This is a genomic window from Actinoplanes sp. NPDC019969 (assembly GCF_055562375.1).
Genome location: NZ_JBVHFK010000012.1, coordinates 199,897 through 215,561 on the forward strand (window position 1 = coordinate 199,897; position 15,665 = coordinate 215,561).

The 15,665-nt window shown below is 71.1% G+C and carries 14 protein-coding genes; 7 read left to right on the plus strand and 7 right to left on the minus strand.

The genetic code is table 11. The features are described from left to right. Positions 1 to 7 precede the first annotated feature (7 nt). Both ACZ3II_RS32135 and ACZ3II_RS32140 read left to right on the plus strand, forming a co-directional pair. A complete protein-coding gene (locus ACZ3II_RS32135) occupies positions 8 to 1,438 on the plus strand; it encodes an FAD-dependent oxidoreductase (protein ID WP_465522344.1) in 1,431 nt (476 codons plus the stop codon). Beyond that, on the plus strand, positions 1,438 to 1,950 hold the full coding sequence (locus ACZ3II_RS32140; protein WP_465522346.1) for a pyridoxamine 5'-phosphate oxidase family protein: 513 nt from the start codon (positions 1,438 to 1,440) through the stop codon (positions 1,948 to 1,950). Before ACZ3II_RS32135 ends, ACZ3II_RS32140 begins: the two co-directional genes overlap by 1 nt. Here the strand turns inward: ACZ3II_RS32140 and ACZ3II_RS32145 are convergent. Next, positions 1,919 to 2,836 carry a response regulator transcription factor gene (locus ACZ3II_RS32145; RefSeq protein ID WP_465522348.1) on the minus strand — a complete coding sequence of 306 codons (918 nt, stop codon included), beginning with the start codon at positions 2,834 to 2,836 and terminating at the stop codon, positions 1,919 to 1,921. The genes ACZ3II_RS32140 and ACZ3II_RS32145 overlap by 32 nt on opposite strands. Positions 2,837 to 3,216: 380 nt before the next feature. On the opposite strand from ACZ3II_RS32145, the gene ACZ3II_RS32150 reads away from it, so the two are divergent. The 3 genes from ACZ3II_RS32150 to ACZ3II_RS32160 are packed head-to-tail and all read left to right on the plus strand — an operon-like array spanning position 3,217 to position 6,990. Continuing rightward, a complete protein-coding gene (locus ACZ3II_RS32150; protein WP_465522350.1) occupies positions 3,217 to 4,779 on the plus strand; it encodes an MFS transporter in 1,563 nt (520 codons plus the stop codon). A 32-nt stretch (positions 4,780 to 4,811) separates the two neighbouring features. Further along, on the plus strand, positions 4,812 to 6,002 hold the full coding sequence (gene metK / locus ACZ3II_RS32155; protein WP_465522352.1) for a methionine adenosyltransferase: 1,191 nt from the start codon (positions 4,812 to 4,814) through the stop codon (positions 6,000 to 6,002). A gap of 7 nt (positions 6,003 to 6,009) precedes the next feature. Next, positions 6,010 to 6,990, plus strand: a complete 981-nt coding sequence (locus ACZ3II_RS32160; RefSeq protein ID WP_465522354.1) for a carbohydrate kinase family protein — start codon at positions 6,010 to 6,012, stop codon at positions 6,988 to 6,990. A 34-nt stretch (positions 6,991 to 7,024) separates the two neighbouring features. Here the strand turns inward: ACZ3II_RS32160 and ACZ3II_RS32165 are convergent, their stop codons facing one another. The 6 genes from ACZ3II_RS32165 to rfbA all read right to left on the minus strand — a co-directional run bounded on the left by ACZ3II_RS32165 (position 7,025) and on the right by rfbA (position 13,526). Then, a complete protein-coding gene (locus tag ACZ3II_RS32165; RefSeq protein ID WP_465522356.1) occupies positions 7,025 to 7,939 on the minus strand; it encodes a glycosyltransferase in 915 nt (304 codons plus the stop codon). Further along, the gene (locus ACZ3II_RS32170; protein ID WP_465522358.1) at positions 7,936 to 9,012 is read right to left on the minus strand and encodes a GNAT family N-acetyltransferase; all 1,077 of its coding nucleotides are present in this window, start codon (positions 9,010 to 9,012) and stop codon (positions 7,936 to 7,938) included. The genes ACZ3II_RS32165 and ACZ3II_RS32170 overlap by 4 nt, the downstream gene beginning before the upstream one ends. 6 nt (positions 9,013 to 9,018) lie before the next feature. Further along, positions 9,019 to 10,347 carry a UDP-glucose dehydrogenase family protein gene (locus ACZ3II_RS32175; protein WP_465522360.1) on the minus strand — a complete coding sequence of 443 codons (1,329 nt, stop codon included), beginning with the start codon at positions 10,345 to 10,347 and terminating at the stop codon, positions 9,019 to 9,021. Next, a complete protein-coding gene (locus tag ACZ3II_RS32180; RefSeq protein WP_465522362.1) occupies positions 10,347 to 11,822 on the minus strand; it encodes a sugar transferase in 1,476 nt (491 codons plus the stop codon). Before ACZ3II_RS32180 ends, ACZ3II_RS32175 begins: the two co-directional genes overlap by 1 nt. A 241-nt stretch (positions 11,823 to 12,063) precedes the next feature. Then, on the minus strand, positions 12,064 to 12,675 hold the full coding sequence (gene rfbC, locus ACZ3II_RS32185) for a dTDP-4-dehydrorhamnose 3,5-epimerase (RefSeq protein WP_465522364.1): 612 nt from the start codon (positions 12,673 to 12,675) through the stop codon (positions 12,064 to 12,066). Then, positions 12,672 to 13,526 carry a glucose-1-phosphate thymidylyltransferase RfbA gene (rfbA, locus tag ACZ3II_RS32190; RefSeq protein WP_465522366.1) on the minus strand — a complete coding sequence of 285 codons (855 nt, stop codon included), beginning with the start codon at positions 13,524 to 13,526 and terminating at the stop codon, positions 12,672 to 12,674. Before rfbA ends, rfbC begins: the two co-directional genes overlap by 4 nt. Positions 13,527 to 13,571: 45 nt before the next feature. Between rfbA and rfbB the strand changes: the two genes are divergently transcribed. Together rfbB and rfbD are read left to right on the plus strand one after the other, a co-directional pair. Beyond that, the gene (gene rfbB, locus ACZ3II_RS32195) at positions 13,572 to 14,549 is read left to right on the plus strand and encodes a dTDP-glucose 4,6-dehydratase (RefSeq protein WP_465522368.1); all 978 of its coding nucleotides are present in this window, start codon (positions 13,572 to 13,574) and stop codon (positions 14,547 to 14,549) included. After that, positions 14,549 to 15,427, plus strand: coding sequence for a dTDP-4-dehydrorhamnose reductase (rfbD, locus tag ACZ3II_RS32200; protein WP_465522370.1), 879 nt, complete (start codon positions 14,549 to 14,551; stop codon positions 15,425 to 15,427). Before rfbB ends, rfbD begins: the two co-directional genes overlap by 1 nt. Positions 15,428 to 15,665: the final 238 nt, after the last annotated feature.

The window sequence follows — 15,665 nt, forward strand, 5'->3', positions numbered from 1 at the left end:
TCCCGCCATGTCAGCAACGCGACCGAAAGCGGTCATCGTCGGCGCCGGCCCCGTCGGCTGCCTCCTCGCGGTGGAGCTGCGGCGCCGCGACTTCGACGTCGAGATCTACGAGAAATGCGACGCGGGCACCATTCTCCGGCCGGACGCCGGCCGCTCGTTCAACCTCACCCTCACCCTCCGCGGGCTCAGCGTGATGCACCCGCGGTTGCGGGACCGCGTCTACGAGACCGGCCGGGTCCTGCGGCAACGCGTCGTGCACCACCGGGACGGCACGCAGACCCGCCAGCTGTACGGCGTCGACGACGGTCACCACCTGCTGTCCGTGCCGCGCCGTGAACTCCAGCGCATCCTCCTCGCCGAGGCCCGCGCCGCGGGCGCCCGGGTGTACTTCGGCCACTCCTGTGTCGGCGCCGACGCCCACCGCGGCGAGGCGATGTTCGTGGACGCCGGCGGCTCCGTCCGGCACGCCGCCGGCGACATCCTGCTCGGGTGCGACGGCGCGAACAGCGCCCTGCGCTACGAGCTGTCCAAGGGCGGCGCACGGATGCGGGTGCACCAGCGCTACATCGCGCACGGCCACATCGAGCTGACCCTCACCCCGGAGGGGTCCGCCGCGCTGGCCCCGGACGGCATGCACCTGTGGCCACGCGGCGACCACTTCCTCCAGGCCCAGCCCAACCGGGACGGCAGCGCCACCACCACGCTGTTCATGCCGGTCGACACCGAGCAGGGCGAGCTGCGCTTCCGCTCGCTGACCGACGGCAGGCGGGTGCGCGAGCACTTCGAGCGGGAGTATCCCGACATCGCGGCCTGCCTGCCGCTGGCGCCGGACCAGGTGATCCGCGCCCGCCCGGCGCTGCTCAAGGTGGTCGACTGCGCGCCCTACAACTACGGGCGGGCGGTGCTGGTCGGCGACTCCGCGCACACCATCGTCCCGTTCTTCGGCCAGGGCATCAACTGCAGCTTCGAGGACGCCGACGTCCTGTGCCGGCTGCTGGACAAGTACCGGCGGTCGGGCGTGGACCGGCACGAGGCCATCCGGGCGGCGGGCGCCGAGTTCAGCGAGCAGCGGGTGGCCGCAGGCCAGGCGATCTCCCAGCTCTCCATGGACAATCTGCACGAGCTCAGCCAGGCCATCGACGACGAGAAGTTCCATCGGCGCCGGCGCCTGGAACGCCTGCTGCACGAGTACCGCCCGGACGAGTTCGTCCCGCTGTACCAGCTGGTGGCGTTCACCCGGACCCCGTACGACGAGGTGATCCGCCGCAGCCGGATCGACAAGCTGGCCCTGGACACCCTCTGCGAGCTGTACGACCCGGACACCGAGGCGGACACGATCATCGGCTCGTACGCCGAGGTCCGCCGGGGACTGGACGACCATGATCCGCGTGAACCGGCGCTGGCCCTGACCGCCACGCCCGCGAAGGGAGAACTCTGATGTCCGACACCCGGTACGAGGTCACCGTGGACCCCCGTTACAGCCACCCGGACGCGGAGCCGGACGACTGGGAGACGACCCGCGCCCTGCTCGCCGGGGCCCAGCTGTACTGGCTCACCACGGTCCGGCCGGCTGCCGTGCCCCACGTGACACCGGTCGCCGGCGCCTGGCACGACGGCGCCCTGTGGTTCTGCGCCCTGCCGACCGAGCAGAAGATGCGCAACATCCTGGCCAACCCGTACTGCACGATGCTGACCGGCACGAACGTCCTCGGCGAGGGCGTGGACATCACCGTCACCGGCGCGGCGGCCCGGGTCACCGGCGCCGCGGATCTGGAGGCGGCCGCCGAGACCTTCCGGGCGAAGTACGGCGCGGCGTGGGACTACAAGGTCGACGGCGACCTGTACGAGGGCGCCATCGGCCGGGCCTGGGGCATGCGGATCGAGCCCCGGACGGTGTTCGCCTTCCGGAAGGACGTCGTCAAGCAGACTCGATGGCGCCTGCGGCCCTGATCCAGCCGTGCCGTGGCGCCTCGCCCGGGTCCGCGGCCACCAGCCGGGCCGGCATCCGCCGATCGGCGCGCCGCGGGCCCGGCACGTCGAGCCGGAAGCCGACGCCGCGCATGTTGGCGATCCAGTCGCGGTGCCCGAGCTTGCGGCGCAGGCTGCTGACGTGCGTGTCGATGGTGCGGCTGGCCTGGGCGTTGACCGGTTTGCCGGCCGGGTAGTCCCAGATCTTGATCATCAGCTCGGTCCGGTTGAAGATCCGGCCGGGCGCCGACGCCAGCAGGTGCAGCAGTTCGTATTCCTTGCGGGTGAGCGTCAGTGGCCTGCCGTCCAGGCAGGTCTCGCGGAGAGCCGGGTCGATGACCAGCCGGTTGCCCACCCGCAGGAGCTGGCCCTGCTCCTCCCCCGGGATCGGGTCGTCCCACCCGGCGGTCCGGAGCGGCGCCTCCCGCGGCCGGGCGCGGACGACACCGCCGAGATCCGCCACCGGCGGGACGGGGACCGGCGAGGAGGCGACCGGCGCCGCGCGGCGCAGCACGGCCTTGATCCGGGCGACCACGTCGCGGGACCGGTACGGCCGCTCGATGCAGTCGTCACAGCCGGTCTCGAGCAGCAGGACCTGGTCGACCTCGTCGGCCGAGGCGAACGCGATGATGGGGACCATGCTGATCTGCCGGATGGCGCGGGAGACGGAGACGCTGTCGAGGTCGGGCAGGTCGGTGTCGAGCAGGATCAGGTCGTAGGAGGCGAAGACCTCCAGGACCGCACGCCCCGTCGTCTCGATGTCGACGGAGAAGTTGTGCCGCGCCACGTCGTCGCGGAGATCCTCAGCGGCCGGGCAGCTCGACGCGACGAGGATGGACCCGCCCGGAGCCGTCGCGAGCGATGGCATCCGTCGTTCCAGCTCAAACGACATTCAGTACCCCCATGTCAATGGACCTCTTGATCGTTTGGACCGAACCCGCTTCGCGACCAACAATATGCGTAGCGCGATGCTTGTACCACGATGAGATACGCAATCCATCCGCCTTGTCGGCAGATCTCGGCATCATACGAATGATTTGTTAATTCTCACGACGCTGTCGCGGGCCGGACGGCCCGGACCCCGGGTCGCCCACCACCTGCGACATCGGGCGCAGCGATCACCTCACCAGCCAAACGTGTGTGCACTGCCGATGCCGCTGGACCGGGCGAAATGCCGAGAATGCCTTTTCTTGGTTCCGCCCTCGGCGACATCGGGCGTTATTTACCGGTTCCGGCGAAAGGACAAGAATGAGCTCGACCTCGGCTACCCGGGCCGGCCTGCGGGAATGGATCGGTCTCGCGGTCCTGGCACTGCCCGCCATGTTGATCGTGATGGACATGACGGTGCTGCACCTCGCCGTGCCCGCGATCAGCGCCGACCTCAATCCCACGAGTTCGCAGCTGCTCTGGATCACCGACATCTACGGCTTCTTCGTGGCCGGCTTCCTCATCACGATGGGCACGCTCGGCGACCGTACGGGCCGCCGGCGGCTCCTCCTGATCGGGGCCGGCGCCTTCGCCGCGGCGTCGATCGTCGCGGCGTACGCCAGCAGCCCGGAGATGTTGATAGCGGCGCGGGCGCTGCTGGGGCTCGCCGGCTCCACCCTGATGCCGTCGACCCTGTCGCTGCTGCGCGAGATGTTCCACGACGAGCGCCAGCGAACCCTCGCCATCTCGGTCTGGACCCTGAGCTTCACGCTGGGCGCCTCGATCGGCCCGCTCGTCGGCGGCGTGATGCTGGAGCACTTCTGGTGGGGGTCGGTCTTCCTGCTGGCGGTGCCGGTCATGGTGCTGCTGCTGATCGCCGGCCCGATCCTGCTGCCGGAGTACCGCGCCGACCACGCCGGGCCGCTCGACCTGCCCAGCTCCGCGCTGTCGCTGGCGGCCGTCCTCTCCGCCGTGTACGGCATCAAGGAGATCGCCCGGGACGGCGTGAGCCCGCTCGCCCTCGGCGCGATCGCCGCCGGCCTGCTCGCCGGCTGGCTCTTCCTCCGCCGCCAGTGGCGCCTCAGCGATCCGTTCATCGACACCGCCCTGTTCCGTGAGCCCCGCTTCTCCGTCTCGCTCAGCGCCCTCGCCGTCCTGTCCTTCGTGATGTTCGGGATCAACCTGTTCATCGTGCAGTCCCTGCAGCTCGTGCACGGGCTGTCGCCCCTGCAGGCCGGGTTGTGGACGCTGCCGGGCAGCGTGGGCGGCGTCGTCGGCACGATCGCCGCCACCAGCCTCCTGCGGGTGATGCGCAAGGCGTACGTGATGGCGGGCGCGCTGACCCTGGCCGCCGCCGGCCTGGCCCTGGTCGCCACCGTCGGCAGCGCCGACTTCACGCTGCTCGTCACCGGCCTCACCATCATGTCGAGCGGCATCGCGGCCGCCCTCAACCTCGGGACGGCCCTGGTCGTCAGCTCGGTGCCGGCGGAACGGGCCGGCGCGGCCTCCGCCGTGTCGGAGACCAGCAACGAGTTCGGCGGGGCCCTCGGTCTCGCCCTGCTGGGCAGCGTCGGGACCGCCGTCTACAGCGCCCAGGTCCGTGGCGAGCTGCCGCCCGGCGTCCCCCCGGAGACCGCCGGCCGGATCACCGAGACGCTGTCCGAGGCCCTGGCCGTGACCCAGCAGATCCCCGGCGCCGTGGGGGCCCGGATCGCCGACGTGGCCCGGGACGCCTTCAGCAGCGGGCTCGCGGTGATCAGCGGTATCAGCGCGGTGCTGCTGACGCTGGCCGCGATCGGGGTCGCCGTCATGCTGCGCGACGTGCGGGAGGACGAGACCGCGGCCACCGATGTGCCCGAGAGCGAACAGTCCGGCCGGCGCTGACCCGCCGCCACCTTCACCGAAGAGGAGACGCCATGCCCAGCTCTCATCTGTTCACCTCCGAGTCGGTCACGGAAGGCCACCCGGACAAGATCGCTGACCAGATCAGCGACGGGATCCTCGACGCCCTGCTCGCGCAGGACCCGAGCAGCCGCGTCGCGGTGGAGACCCTGATCACCACCGGACAGGTGCACGTCGCCGGCGAGGTCACCACGCAGGCGTACGCCGACATCCCCAGCATCGTCCGCGACACCATCCTGCGCATCGGCTACGACTCGTCGCAGAAAGGCTTCGACGGCACTTCGTGCGGCGTGAGCGTCTCCATCGGCTCGCAGTCGCCCGACATCGCGCAGGGCGTGGACACCGCCATCGAGGAGCGCGAGGGCGAAGCGATCGGCTCCCTGGACGGTCAGGGCGCCGGCGACCAGGGCCTGATGTTCGGTTTCGCCTGCTCGGAGACGCCCGAGCTGATGCCGCTGCCGATCGCGCTCGCGCACCGGCTGGCCCGCCGGCTCGCTGCCACCCGCAAGGACCTGACCATCCCCTACCTGCGCCCGGACGGGAAGACCCAGGTCACCGTCGAGTACGACGGCCTGCGCCCGGTCCGCCTCGACACGGTCGTCGTGTCGTCGCAGCACGCCGCCGACATCTCCCTGGAGTCGCTGCTCACCCCGGACATCCGCGAGCACGTCATCGCGCCCGAGCTGGAACGCCTCGACATCGACACCGAGGGTTACCGGCTGCTGGTGAACCCGACGGGCCGGTTCGAGATCGGCGGCCCGATGGGTGACGCCGGCCTGACCGGCCGCAAGATCATCGTCGACACGTACGGCGGTTACGCCCGGCACGGTGGCGGGGCGTTCTCCGGCAAGGACCCGTCGAAGGTGGACCGCTCCGCGGCGTACGCCACCCGCTGGGTCGCCAAGAACGTCGTCGCCGCCGGCCTGGCCGAACGCTGCGAGATCCAGGTCGCCTACGCGATCGGCAAGGCGCACCCGGTCAGCCTGTTCGTCGAGACCTTCGGCACCGAGAACGTGCCGGTCGAGCGGATCACGAAAGCCATCCGGGAGGTGTTCGACCTGCGGCCCGCCGCGATCATCCGGGACCTGGACCTGCTGCGCCCGATCTACCAGCAGACCGCGGCGTACGGCCACTTCGGCCGGGAACTGCCGGACCTCACGTGGGAACGCACCGACCGGGTCCGCGACCTGCAGAGCTTCGGCTGAGGCCGGCATGGATCAGCGCTCACCGACGATCGTGGTCACCGGATCCATCGCCAGCGATCACCTGATGACCTTCCCCGGCCGGTTCGCCGACTCGCTGCTGGCCGACAGCCTCGCCTCGGTGTCCCTCTCCTTCCTCGTCGACGACCTCGTCATCCGGCGCGGCGGCACCGCCGCCAACATCGCCTACGGCCTGGCGCAGCTCGGCCCGCACGCGATCCTCGTCGGGGCGGCGGGCGCGGACTTCGCCCCGCACCGGGACGCGCTGGAACGGACCGGCGTGGACTGCTCCGGCGTGCTGACGATCCCGGACGACCACACCGCACGCTTCGTCTGCACCACCGACACCCAGTTCTGTCAGCTCGCGTCGTTCTACCCGGGCGCGATGCGCGAATCCCGCCGCATCGACCTGGCCGCCGTCGTCGGCGACCGGGAACCGCCCGACCTGGTGATCATCGCCCCGGACACCCCCGAGGCGATGCTCCGGCACGCGGCGGCCTGCCGGGCCCGCGGCTGGCCGTACGCGGCCGACCCGTCGCAGCAACTGGCCCTGATGACGGTCGAACAGATCCGCGAGTTCATCACCGGAGCCCGGTACCTGTTCACCAACGAGTACGAGCACGCCCTGCTGTGCCGGCGGCTCGGCATCCCGGCCGATCGGCTGACCGCCGCCGTGGACGTCGTCGTCACCACCCGCGGGGCGTCCGGCGTCACCATCGGCACCGGCAGTGGCGACGTGGACGTGCCGGCCGTGCCGCTGGCCCGGGCCGCCGATCCGACCGGCAGCGGCGACGCGTTCCGGGCCGGGTTCTGCGCCGCCGTCACGCGGTTCATGTCGCTGCGGGACGCCGGAGCAGCGGGCTGTCTGCTGGCGAGCCGGGCCCTCGCCGCGCCCGGCGGCCAGGAGTACGCCGTCACCGAGCGCGACTTCGCCGCCGGGCTCGCCGAGCACTACGGCATCAGCTGGGCGGACATCCCGGTCACCGGGTAGGAACACCGGCGTGACCTGCCCGGCGGCGGGCGGGTCACGACCGTACGACGCTGGCCGGGCCCGGCCTCTCGCGCAACCGCGACGGGCTCAGCAGATCGCGGGCGGCCGCCCGGCTGGGCCGTTTGCCGAGGGCCGCCCGGCTGGACTCGCGCAGCAGCAGCGCGGCCCAGAACGCGCCGGCCCGGACCCGCCCGTGCCGCCGCCGGAACAGCCGCACCTTGTTGAGGGTCAGCAGCGCCCACAGCCCCGGCGACACCCGCGAGTCGCCCTCCAGGTGCACGGCGTGCGCGTCCGGCACGTACCGCGTGCCCAGGCCGGCGTCGCGGGCCCGCAACGAGAAGTCGGTCTCCTCGGAGTAGAGGAAGTACGACTCGTCCCACGGCCCGCACCGCTCCCAGCAGGCGGCGCTGATCAGCATGGTGGAGCCCTCGGCCCAGTCGGTGAACCGCTCCGCCGCGTACAGCCGCTCGTCCGCGACCACCTCGCCGAGCAGCGGGAACCGGCCGGCCCGGCGGGCGCCGAGGACCGCGTCGCCGAGGGCCCGCAGCACGCTCGGCTCCCGGCGCTGGGTGTAGATCAGCGCGCCGTCGCCGTCGACGATGTTCGGCACCGCGACCCCGGTGCCGGGCTCCTTCAGCGCCTCCAGCAGCCGGGCGATGCACCCCGGACCGAGCCGCACGTCCGGGTTGAGCACGAGGATCGCGTCGTGGGCCGGCGAGGCGGCGACCGCGGCGTTGATGCCGGCCGCGTACCCCGCGTTGCGTCCCATCTCGACCACCGTCGCCTCCGGCGCGTGCCGGCGCACCGCCGCCACGCTGCCGTCCTTGGAGTCGTTGTCGGCGACCGTCATGTGCCACTTCACCCCGGCCAGGCCCACCCGCAGCCCGTCCACGAGGTCGGCGATCAGCCGTTCGCTGTTGTAGGTGACGACCGCCACCAGAACCGTCATCGGGCGGCCAGCCTCGCCTTCAGTCCGCGGAGCACCCGTCCGGTGCGCCCGCTCTTGAGCTTCTCTCCCAGTGCGCCCTGCTTGACCGATCGGGACACCGCGGATTGGGTACGGCGTACCGCCGTCACCGTCCACGAGCGGCCGACCCGCCCGGCCGCCACCGGCGTCTCGTCGTTCATCAGCCGGGTCTTGTACAGCGCCTCGGACTTGCCGAGGTCGATCGACTCGATGCCGTCGGCCGCGCCGGCCTCGGCCATCCGCAGGCACAGCAGGATGCCGGCGGAGTAGCGGGACAGGTCGGCGTCGTACGACGGGAACCAGTAGGCGAGCACCGACTGGCTGCGCAGTCCCAGGTGCGCGGCGACCGGCCGGTCCCCGGCGTAGACCGTCGACACCACCGCCCGGCAGTCGCCGGACTCCGAGGCCAGCAACTCCTCCAGCACGCCCTCGATCCATGGCGTGGTGAACCTGTCGTACTGCTGGGTGCGCCGGTACTGCGCGCCCTTCCAGGCCCGCAACGCGGCCAGCGCGGCCGGGTCCCGGTCGTCCCAGACGAACCGCTCGTCGCCGACCTCCCGGGCCATCTTGCGCTGCTTGCGCAGCGTCTGCTTGACGACGTCACCGGCGGAGTTGCGATTCTCGACGTACGCGGCATAGCCGTCCCGCAGGTTCATCAGCGGCGACCCGGTGCGCTCGGTGTGGAACCGCTGGAACGGCAGCTGCCCGGCCATCAGATGGTCGAACTCCCACACCGGCAGGCGGCAGGCCCGCAGCAGCCCGATCGCGTCCCATTCCAGGCCGGCCCGGTGGACGAGTCCCTGGCAGTCGCTGATCCCGGCGCCGACCGGCACCCCGACCACCCGGTTGCGCACCTCGAAGGGGAAGAACCCGGCGAGGCCGCCGTCGTCCTCCAGCACGGCGACCCGGGCGGCCGGGCGTTGCCGGGCGACGGCCACGGTGAACTCGGGCGCCAGGAACGGGTTCTGCAGAACCGGCTGGTCCTTCTGGAACTGACGCCAGGCGGCCAGCTCACCGGGGCCCAGCTCGTCCGGGCGGACCACGGATATCTTCACTGTCTCTTACGCTCCTTGCACGGCGGGCCGGCCGAGGGCCCGGTATTCCCAGCCGGCGGCGCGCCAGCTGGACGGGTCGAGGGCGTGCCGGCCGTCGACGATCTTGAGGCGTCCCACCACCGCGGCCATCGCGGACGGCTGGATCTCCCGGAACTCGTTCCACTCGGTCAGCAGCACCACGACGTCGGCGTCGCGGGCGGCGTCCAGGGCGCTGGTCGCGTACGCCAGCTCGGGGTGGGCCCGCCGGGCGTTGTCCATCGCGGCCGGGTCGTAGACGACGACGTCCGCCCCGGCGGCCCGCAACGTGGCGGCCACGTCGAGCGCGGGCGCGTCCCGGATGTCGTCGGAGTTGGGCTTGAACGCCGCGCCGAGCGCGGCGATCCGCTTGCCGGCCACGTCGCCGCCGCAGATCTCCACGACCATGTCGACCGTACGGGCCCGGCGGCGCCGGTTGATCCCGTCGATCTCGCGCAGGAACCCGACGGCCTGCCCGACCCCGAGTTCCTCGGCCCGGTACGCGAAGGCGCGGATGTCCTTGGGCAGGCACCCGCCGCCGAACCCGAGGCCGGGGCGCAGGAACTTCCCGCCGATCCGCTCGTCGTAGGCCAGCGCCTCGGCCAGGTCGTGCACGTCGGCGCCGGTCGCCTCGCAGATCTCGGCCATCGCGTTGATGTAGGAGATCTTGGTGGCCAGGAACGAGTTGGCGGCGACCTTGACCAGCTCGGCGGTCTGCAGGTCGGTGACCTTCACCGGCACGCCCTGGGCCAGCACCGGCTCGAACGCCTCGCGCAGCCGCTGCTCGGCCCACGCCGAGGTGACCCCGAAGACCATCCGGTCGGGTTTCATGGTGTCGTCGACGGCGAAGCCCTCGCGCAGGAACTCCGGGTTCCATGCCAGCTCCACCTGCTCCCCGGCGGGCGCGAGGTCGCGCAGCAGGCCGGCGAGGCGGGCCGCGGTGCCGACCGGGACGGTCGACTTGCCGACCACCAGGACCCGGCGGGTCAGGTACGGCGCGAGCGCGGTGACGGCCGCGTCCACGTACGTCAGGTCGGCGGCTCCGGAGCCCTTCTGCTGCGGCGTGCCCACGCACACGAAGTGCACGTCGCCGAACTCGCCGGCCTCGGCGAACGAGGTGGTGAACCGCAGCCGCCCGGACTCCAGGGCCTTGGTCAGCAGCTCCGGCAGGCCGGGCTCGAAGAACGGCACCTGCCCGGCGTTCAGCTTGTCGACCTTCGACGCGTCGACGTCGACGCCGAGAACGTCGTAGCCCATCACGGCCATGCAGATCGCGTGGGTGGCGCCGAGGTAGCCGGTGCCGATCACGGTGACGCGCATCAGTAAGCCCCCGAACTGCGCACCACCGCGCTGACGGTACGGAACAGAATGGCCAGGTCCATGGCGAGCGACCAGTTCTCCACGTAGCTCAGGTCGAGCCGGATCGACTCCTCCCAGGACAGGTCGGAGCGGCCGGACACCTGCCACAGGCCGGTCAGCCCGGGCTTGACCACGAGCCGGCGGCGCATGTCGGCCGGATAGTCGGCGACCTCGCGGGCCAGCGGCGGGCGCGGCCCGACCAGCGACATGTCACCCTTCACCACGTTCATCAGCTGGGGCAGCTCGTCGACGGAGAACCGGCGCAGCCACTTGCCGACCGGGGTGATCCGCGGATCCTCCCGCATCTTGAACAGCGCCCCGTCGTGGTCGTTGAGGTCGCCGAGCTCGAACAGCTTCGCCTCGGCGTCGACCTGCATGGTCCGGAACTTGTAGAGCGTGAACGGCTTGCCGTCCTTGCCGACCCGCTCCTGCTGGAAGATCACCGGGCCGCGCCCGCCCTTGCCGAACCGGACCAGGGCCGAGACCACCGCGAGGGCCGGCGAGGCGAGCATCAGCAGCATCAGCGCGCCGACCCGGTCGAAGACCTCCTTGACCGCGCGGGCGCTGCCCTTGAGCCGCGGATGCTCGACGTGCAGCATCGGCAGGCCGTCGACCGGCCGGATGGTGGTCCGGTCGCCGGCCACGTCGACCAGGGTGCTGGCCACGATCAGGTCGATGTCGTCGCGTTCCAGCTGCCAGGCGAGACGGCGCAGGGCCGGGCCGTCGATCTCCGGGCAGGAGAGCACGACCACGGTGTCGGCGTCGGAGCGGGCGACAGCGGTGGCCACGTCGTCGAACGAGCCGTACACCGGCGGCAGCCCGGCGACCGCGCTGGTCCGGGGGCCGGGCGGCAGGCAGGCGCCGATCACGCCGAGACCGTGGTAGCGCTCCCGGCTGAGCCGGCGGGTGGTGTCGACGACAGCACGCTCGTGGCCGACCAGGACCACCCGGTTCAGCCGCTGGCCGCGGCCCCAGGCGCGGTGCAGACGCTGCCGGAACACATACCGGGCGCCGAGGTCCACCAGGATCGCCAGCGGCATCGCGATCAGCACGTAACCGCGGGCCAGCCGGAGATCGAAAGCGAACGAGACGATGGCGAGAGCGGCGGTGAGCGCCAATCCGGCACGGAATACCCGGGCGTACTCCTCGGTGCCGACGAAGAGGTGGCGGGACTCGTACGCCCGGTTGAAGATCAGGCAGGCGATCCAGGCGACCGGGAAGACCAGCGTGAGCAGAAGATAGTCGCGCTGATGACTCGAGACGCTGTCCGCGCCGAACCGCAGCAGCAGCGCCCACGAGGCCGCGCTCAGACCGACCACGAAGTCTATGAGATAGAGGGTCAGGGCGTACCGGCTCTGCCATCCGGATCGAGCGCGGCTGGCCCGGGACCGGGCCTTGAGCTGGGAGGCCGTGGCCGCCAGGTCCACGGTCTCCACGGATTCAATTGTCTGCACGCCTCTGCCCCCATCAGCGTTGCAACCGATTCATGACCACTCGTTCCGGCACTGGACGGCACCGGAAACGTCCCACGAGGGAAACCCATGGGACACATGAGACAGACTCTCAATGCGGCACGGCCCGCGCTACAGCTTTCCGTTCGACAGCGATGACGATTCGGAGGATGCCGGGAACCGATACGGCGCAAGCTGTCCAAAGAGGATTTTCGGACATTCTCGACTATCGACTGTCGTCAATCCGACGCAATGATTCGACGAACTCGTTACAAACGTCAAAACGAGGCAGCAGACCGTTCTCCACGGCCTCTGCCAGCGTCGGCGCCTCGGCGTCCTTGGCGGACAGTACGGGGTCCTCCACCGGCCAGGCAATGCCCAGCCGCGGATCCAGCGGATGCACCCCGTGCTCACGTCCCGGCTGATAGCTCGACGAGCAGAGGTACGCCACCGTGGCGCCCTCACTCAGCGCGCAGAACCCGTGACCCAGACCCTCGGCGAGATAGACGGCCCGCCGGTCCTCGTCGTCCAGGCGCACCGCCTCCCACGCCCCGAACGTGGGCGAACCGGTCCGCAGATCCACGATCACGTCGATGATCGCGCCGGCCACACACGTCACGTACTTCGCCTGGCCGGGCGGCACGTCGGCGAAGTGGATGCCGCGGACCACACCGCGGGCCGAGGTCGACAGGTTCGCCTGGGCCAGGTCGAGCGGATGCCCGACCGCCTCGGCGAGGTGATCGAACCGGTACCACTCCATGAACCGGCCGCGGGCGTCGCCGTGCTGCACCGGAGTGATCTCGAAGGCGCCCTCGATCGTCAACGGACGGATCTTCATCGCAGACCACCGTCCAGCAGCCGGAGGAGGTACTGGCCGTACCCGCTCTTCAGCAACGGCTGCGCCAGCTCGCGCAGCTGCTCGTCGGTGATGAAGCCGGCCCGCCAGGCCGCCTCCTCCACACAGCCGATCTTCAAACCCTGCCGCTCCTCGATCACCCGAACGTATTCCGAGGCCTGCACCATCGACTGGAACGTGCCGGTGTCCAGCCAGACCGTGCCCCGGTCCAGCACCGTCACATCGAGCCGGCCCTGGCGCAGATACTCCTCGTTCACCGCGGTGATCTCCAATTCGCCACGCGCGCTGGGCTCCAGCTGATCGGCGATCTTCACCACGTCCGCGTCGTAGAAATAGAGTCCCGGCACCACGTACGTCGACTTCGGGCGGTCGGGTTTCTCCTCGATGGACAGCACGCGGCCGGTGTCGTCGAACTCGACCACGCCGTACCGCTCCGGGTCGGCCACCGGGTAGGCGAAGACCCGCCCGCCGGACGGCTCGGTGAAACTGTTCACACCGTGGAAGATGTTGTCGCCGAGGATCAGGGCCACCGGATCGTCACCGATGAAGTCCGCGCCGATCCGGAACGCCTGGGCGATCCCGTCCGGCTTCGGCTGCGCCGCGTAGGTCAGGTCGAGACCGAACCGGCTGCCGTCCCCCAGCAGGCGCTGGAAGTGCGGCTGGTCCTCCGGCGTGGTGATCACCAGGATCTCCTGGATCCCGGCCGACACCAGAGTGCTCAGTGGGTAGTAGACCATCGGCTTGTCGAAGATGGGCATCAACTGTTTGGACATGGCCATGGTGATCGGCCAGAGCCTGGAACCGGTACCTCCGGCGAGAAGAATTCCGCGCACCGGGCGACCCTAATCGGGGCCGATGAACGTCTACACTCGCCACTCGTGCAGATTTTCGTGACCGGTGGTGCCGGTTTCATCGGATCGGCCTACGTCAGGGCCCTCTTGCAGGACGAGTACGCTGGCGCGACCGGCTCGTCGGTGACCGTTCTGGATCTGTTGTCCTATTCGGGCAATCGCGCCAACCTGCCCCTGTCGGATTCCCGACTGCGATTCGTCCAGGGCGACATCTCCGATTCCGGGCTACTCCGCGAGCTGCTTCCGGGACACGACGCGATCGTGCATTTCGCGGCAGAATCACACGTGGACCGGTCTATTTCGGGCGCATTGCCGTTCGTCACCACGAACGTCCTCGGGACGCAGATCCTGCTCGACGCCGCCCGCGAGGCCGGTGTCGGCCGGTTCGTGCACGTCTCCACCGACGAGGTGTACGGGTCGATCGACGAGGGCTCCTGGACCGAGACGTGGCCACTGGCGCCGAACTCGCCGTACGCCGCCTCCAAAGCCGGATCGGACCTGCTCGCCCTCGCCGCCCACCGCACCCACGGCATGGACGTGGTGGTGACCCGCTGCTCCAACAACTACGGGCACCACCAGTTCCCGGAGAAGGTCATCCCGCTGTTCGTCACCAACCTGCTCGACGGCCGGCCGGTCCCGCTCTACGGCGACGGCGGCAACATCCGCGACTGGCTGCACGTCGAGGACCACTGCCGGGGCATCCAGCTGGTCCTCGAGAAGGGCCGGTCCGGCGAGGTCTACAACATCGGCGGCGGCACCGAGCTGAGCAACCGGCAACTCACCGAACGGCTCCTCGAGGCCTGCGGCGCCGGCTGGGACATGGTGCGCCCGGTCACCGACCGCAAGGGCCACGACCGCCGCTACTCCCTCGACATCACCAAGATCCAGAACGAGCTGGGGTACGCCCCCCAGGTCACCCTGGACGAGGGCCTGGCCGCCACCGTCGCCTGGTACCGCGACAACCGCGCCTGGTGGGAGCCGCTGAAGTCCCGGGCCGGCCTCTGATGGCCACCGCGGTCCCCCCGGCCTCCGCCCGCCTGCGGTGGCTCATCACCGGCGCCGGCGGCATGCTCGGCCGCGACCTGCAACGGGTCCTCGCCGAACACGGTGAGACCGGCGTGGTCGCCGCCACCCGCGCCGACCTGGACATCACCTCGCCCGAGCAGGTCCGCGCGGCCGTCGCCGGCGCCGACATCGTGCTCAACGCGGCCGCCTGGACCGACGTCGACCGTGCCGAGACCGAGGAGGAGGCCGCCGCCGCGGTCAACGGCCACGGCGTCGCCCTGCTCGCCGCCGAGGCCGGGAAGCGCCTCGTCCACGTCTCCTCCGACTACGTCTTCGACGGCTTCGCGACCTCGCCGTACCCCGAGGACGCGCCGCACGCCCCGATCAGCGCCTACGGCAGGGGCAAGGCGATCGGTGAGCGGGCGGTGCTCGACAGCGGGGGCTACCTGGTCCGCACCGCCTGGCTCTACGGCGAGCACGGCCCCAACTTCGTCCGGACCATGCTGCGCCTGGCCGCCGACCGCGACACCCTCGACGTCGTCGACGACCAGACCGGCCAGCCCACCTGGTCGTACGCGCTGGCCGAACTGCTGGTCGACCTGGCCCACGCCGCCGTGGCCGGCCGGGCCGCCCCCGGCGCCTACCACGGCACCGCGTCCGGCTCCACCACCTGGTTCGGGCTGGCCCGCGCCGTCTTCGTCGAGGCCGGCCTCGACCCCGACCGGATCCGCCCCACCACCAGCGACCGTTTCCCCCGCCCGGCCCGCCGCCCCGCCTACAGCGTCCTGAGTCACGCCCGCTGGGCCGGCACCGGCGTCGCCCCGCTGCCCGACTGGCGTCCCATGCTCACCCGCGCCATGCCCCTCTTCCTGCCCTGACACCACCCCCTCGCCGCGGCAGCGCCCCGGCCCTGCTTGTGGCCCGGGCCGGCGGGGTTGCGGTTCTCCGGCTGGTTCCGAGGGCTGTCTCAGCCGGGCTGAGACAGCCCTCGGAACCAGCCGCGAGGTGACCGCGAGGGGCATGCATGAGCCGGTGGCCGGGGACCACAGTCCGGGCACGCCTGCCGGGGCCGCCGCGAGTCACGGGACCTTCGTGGCCCGTACCGGAAAAGGGTCG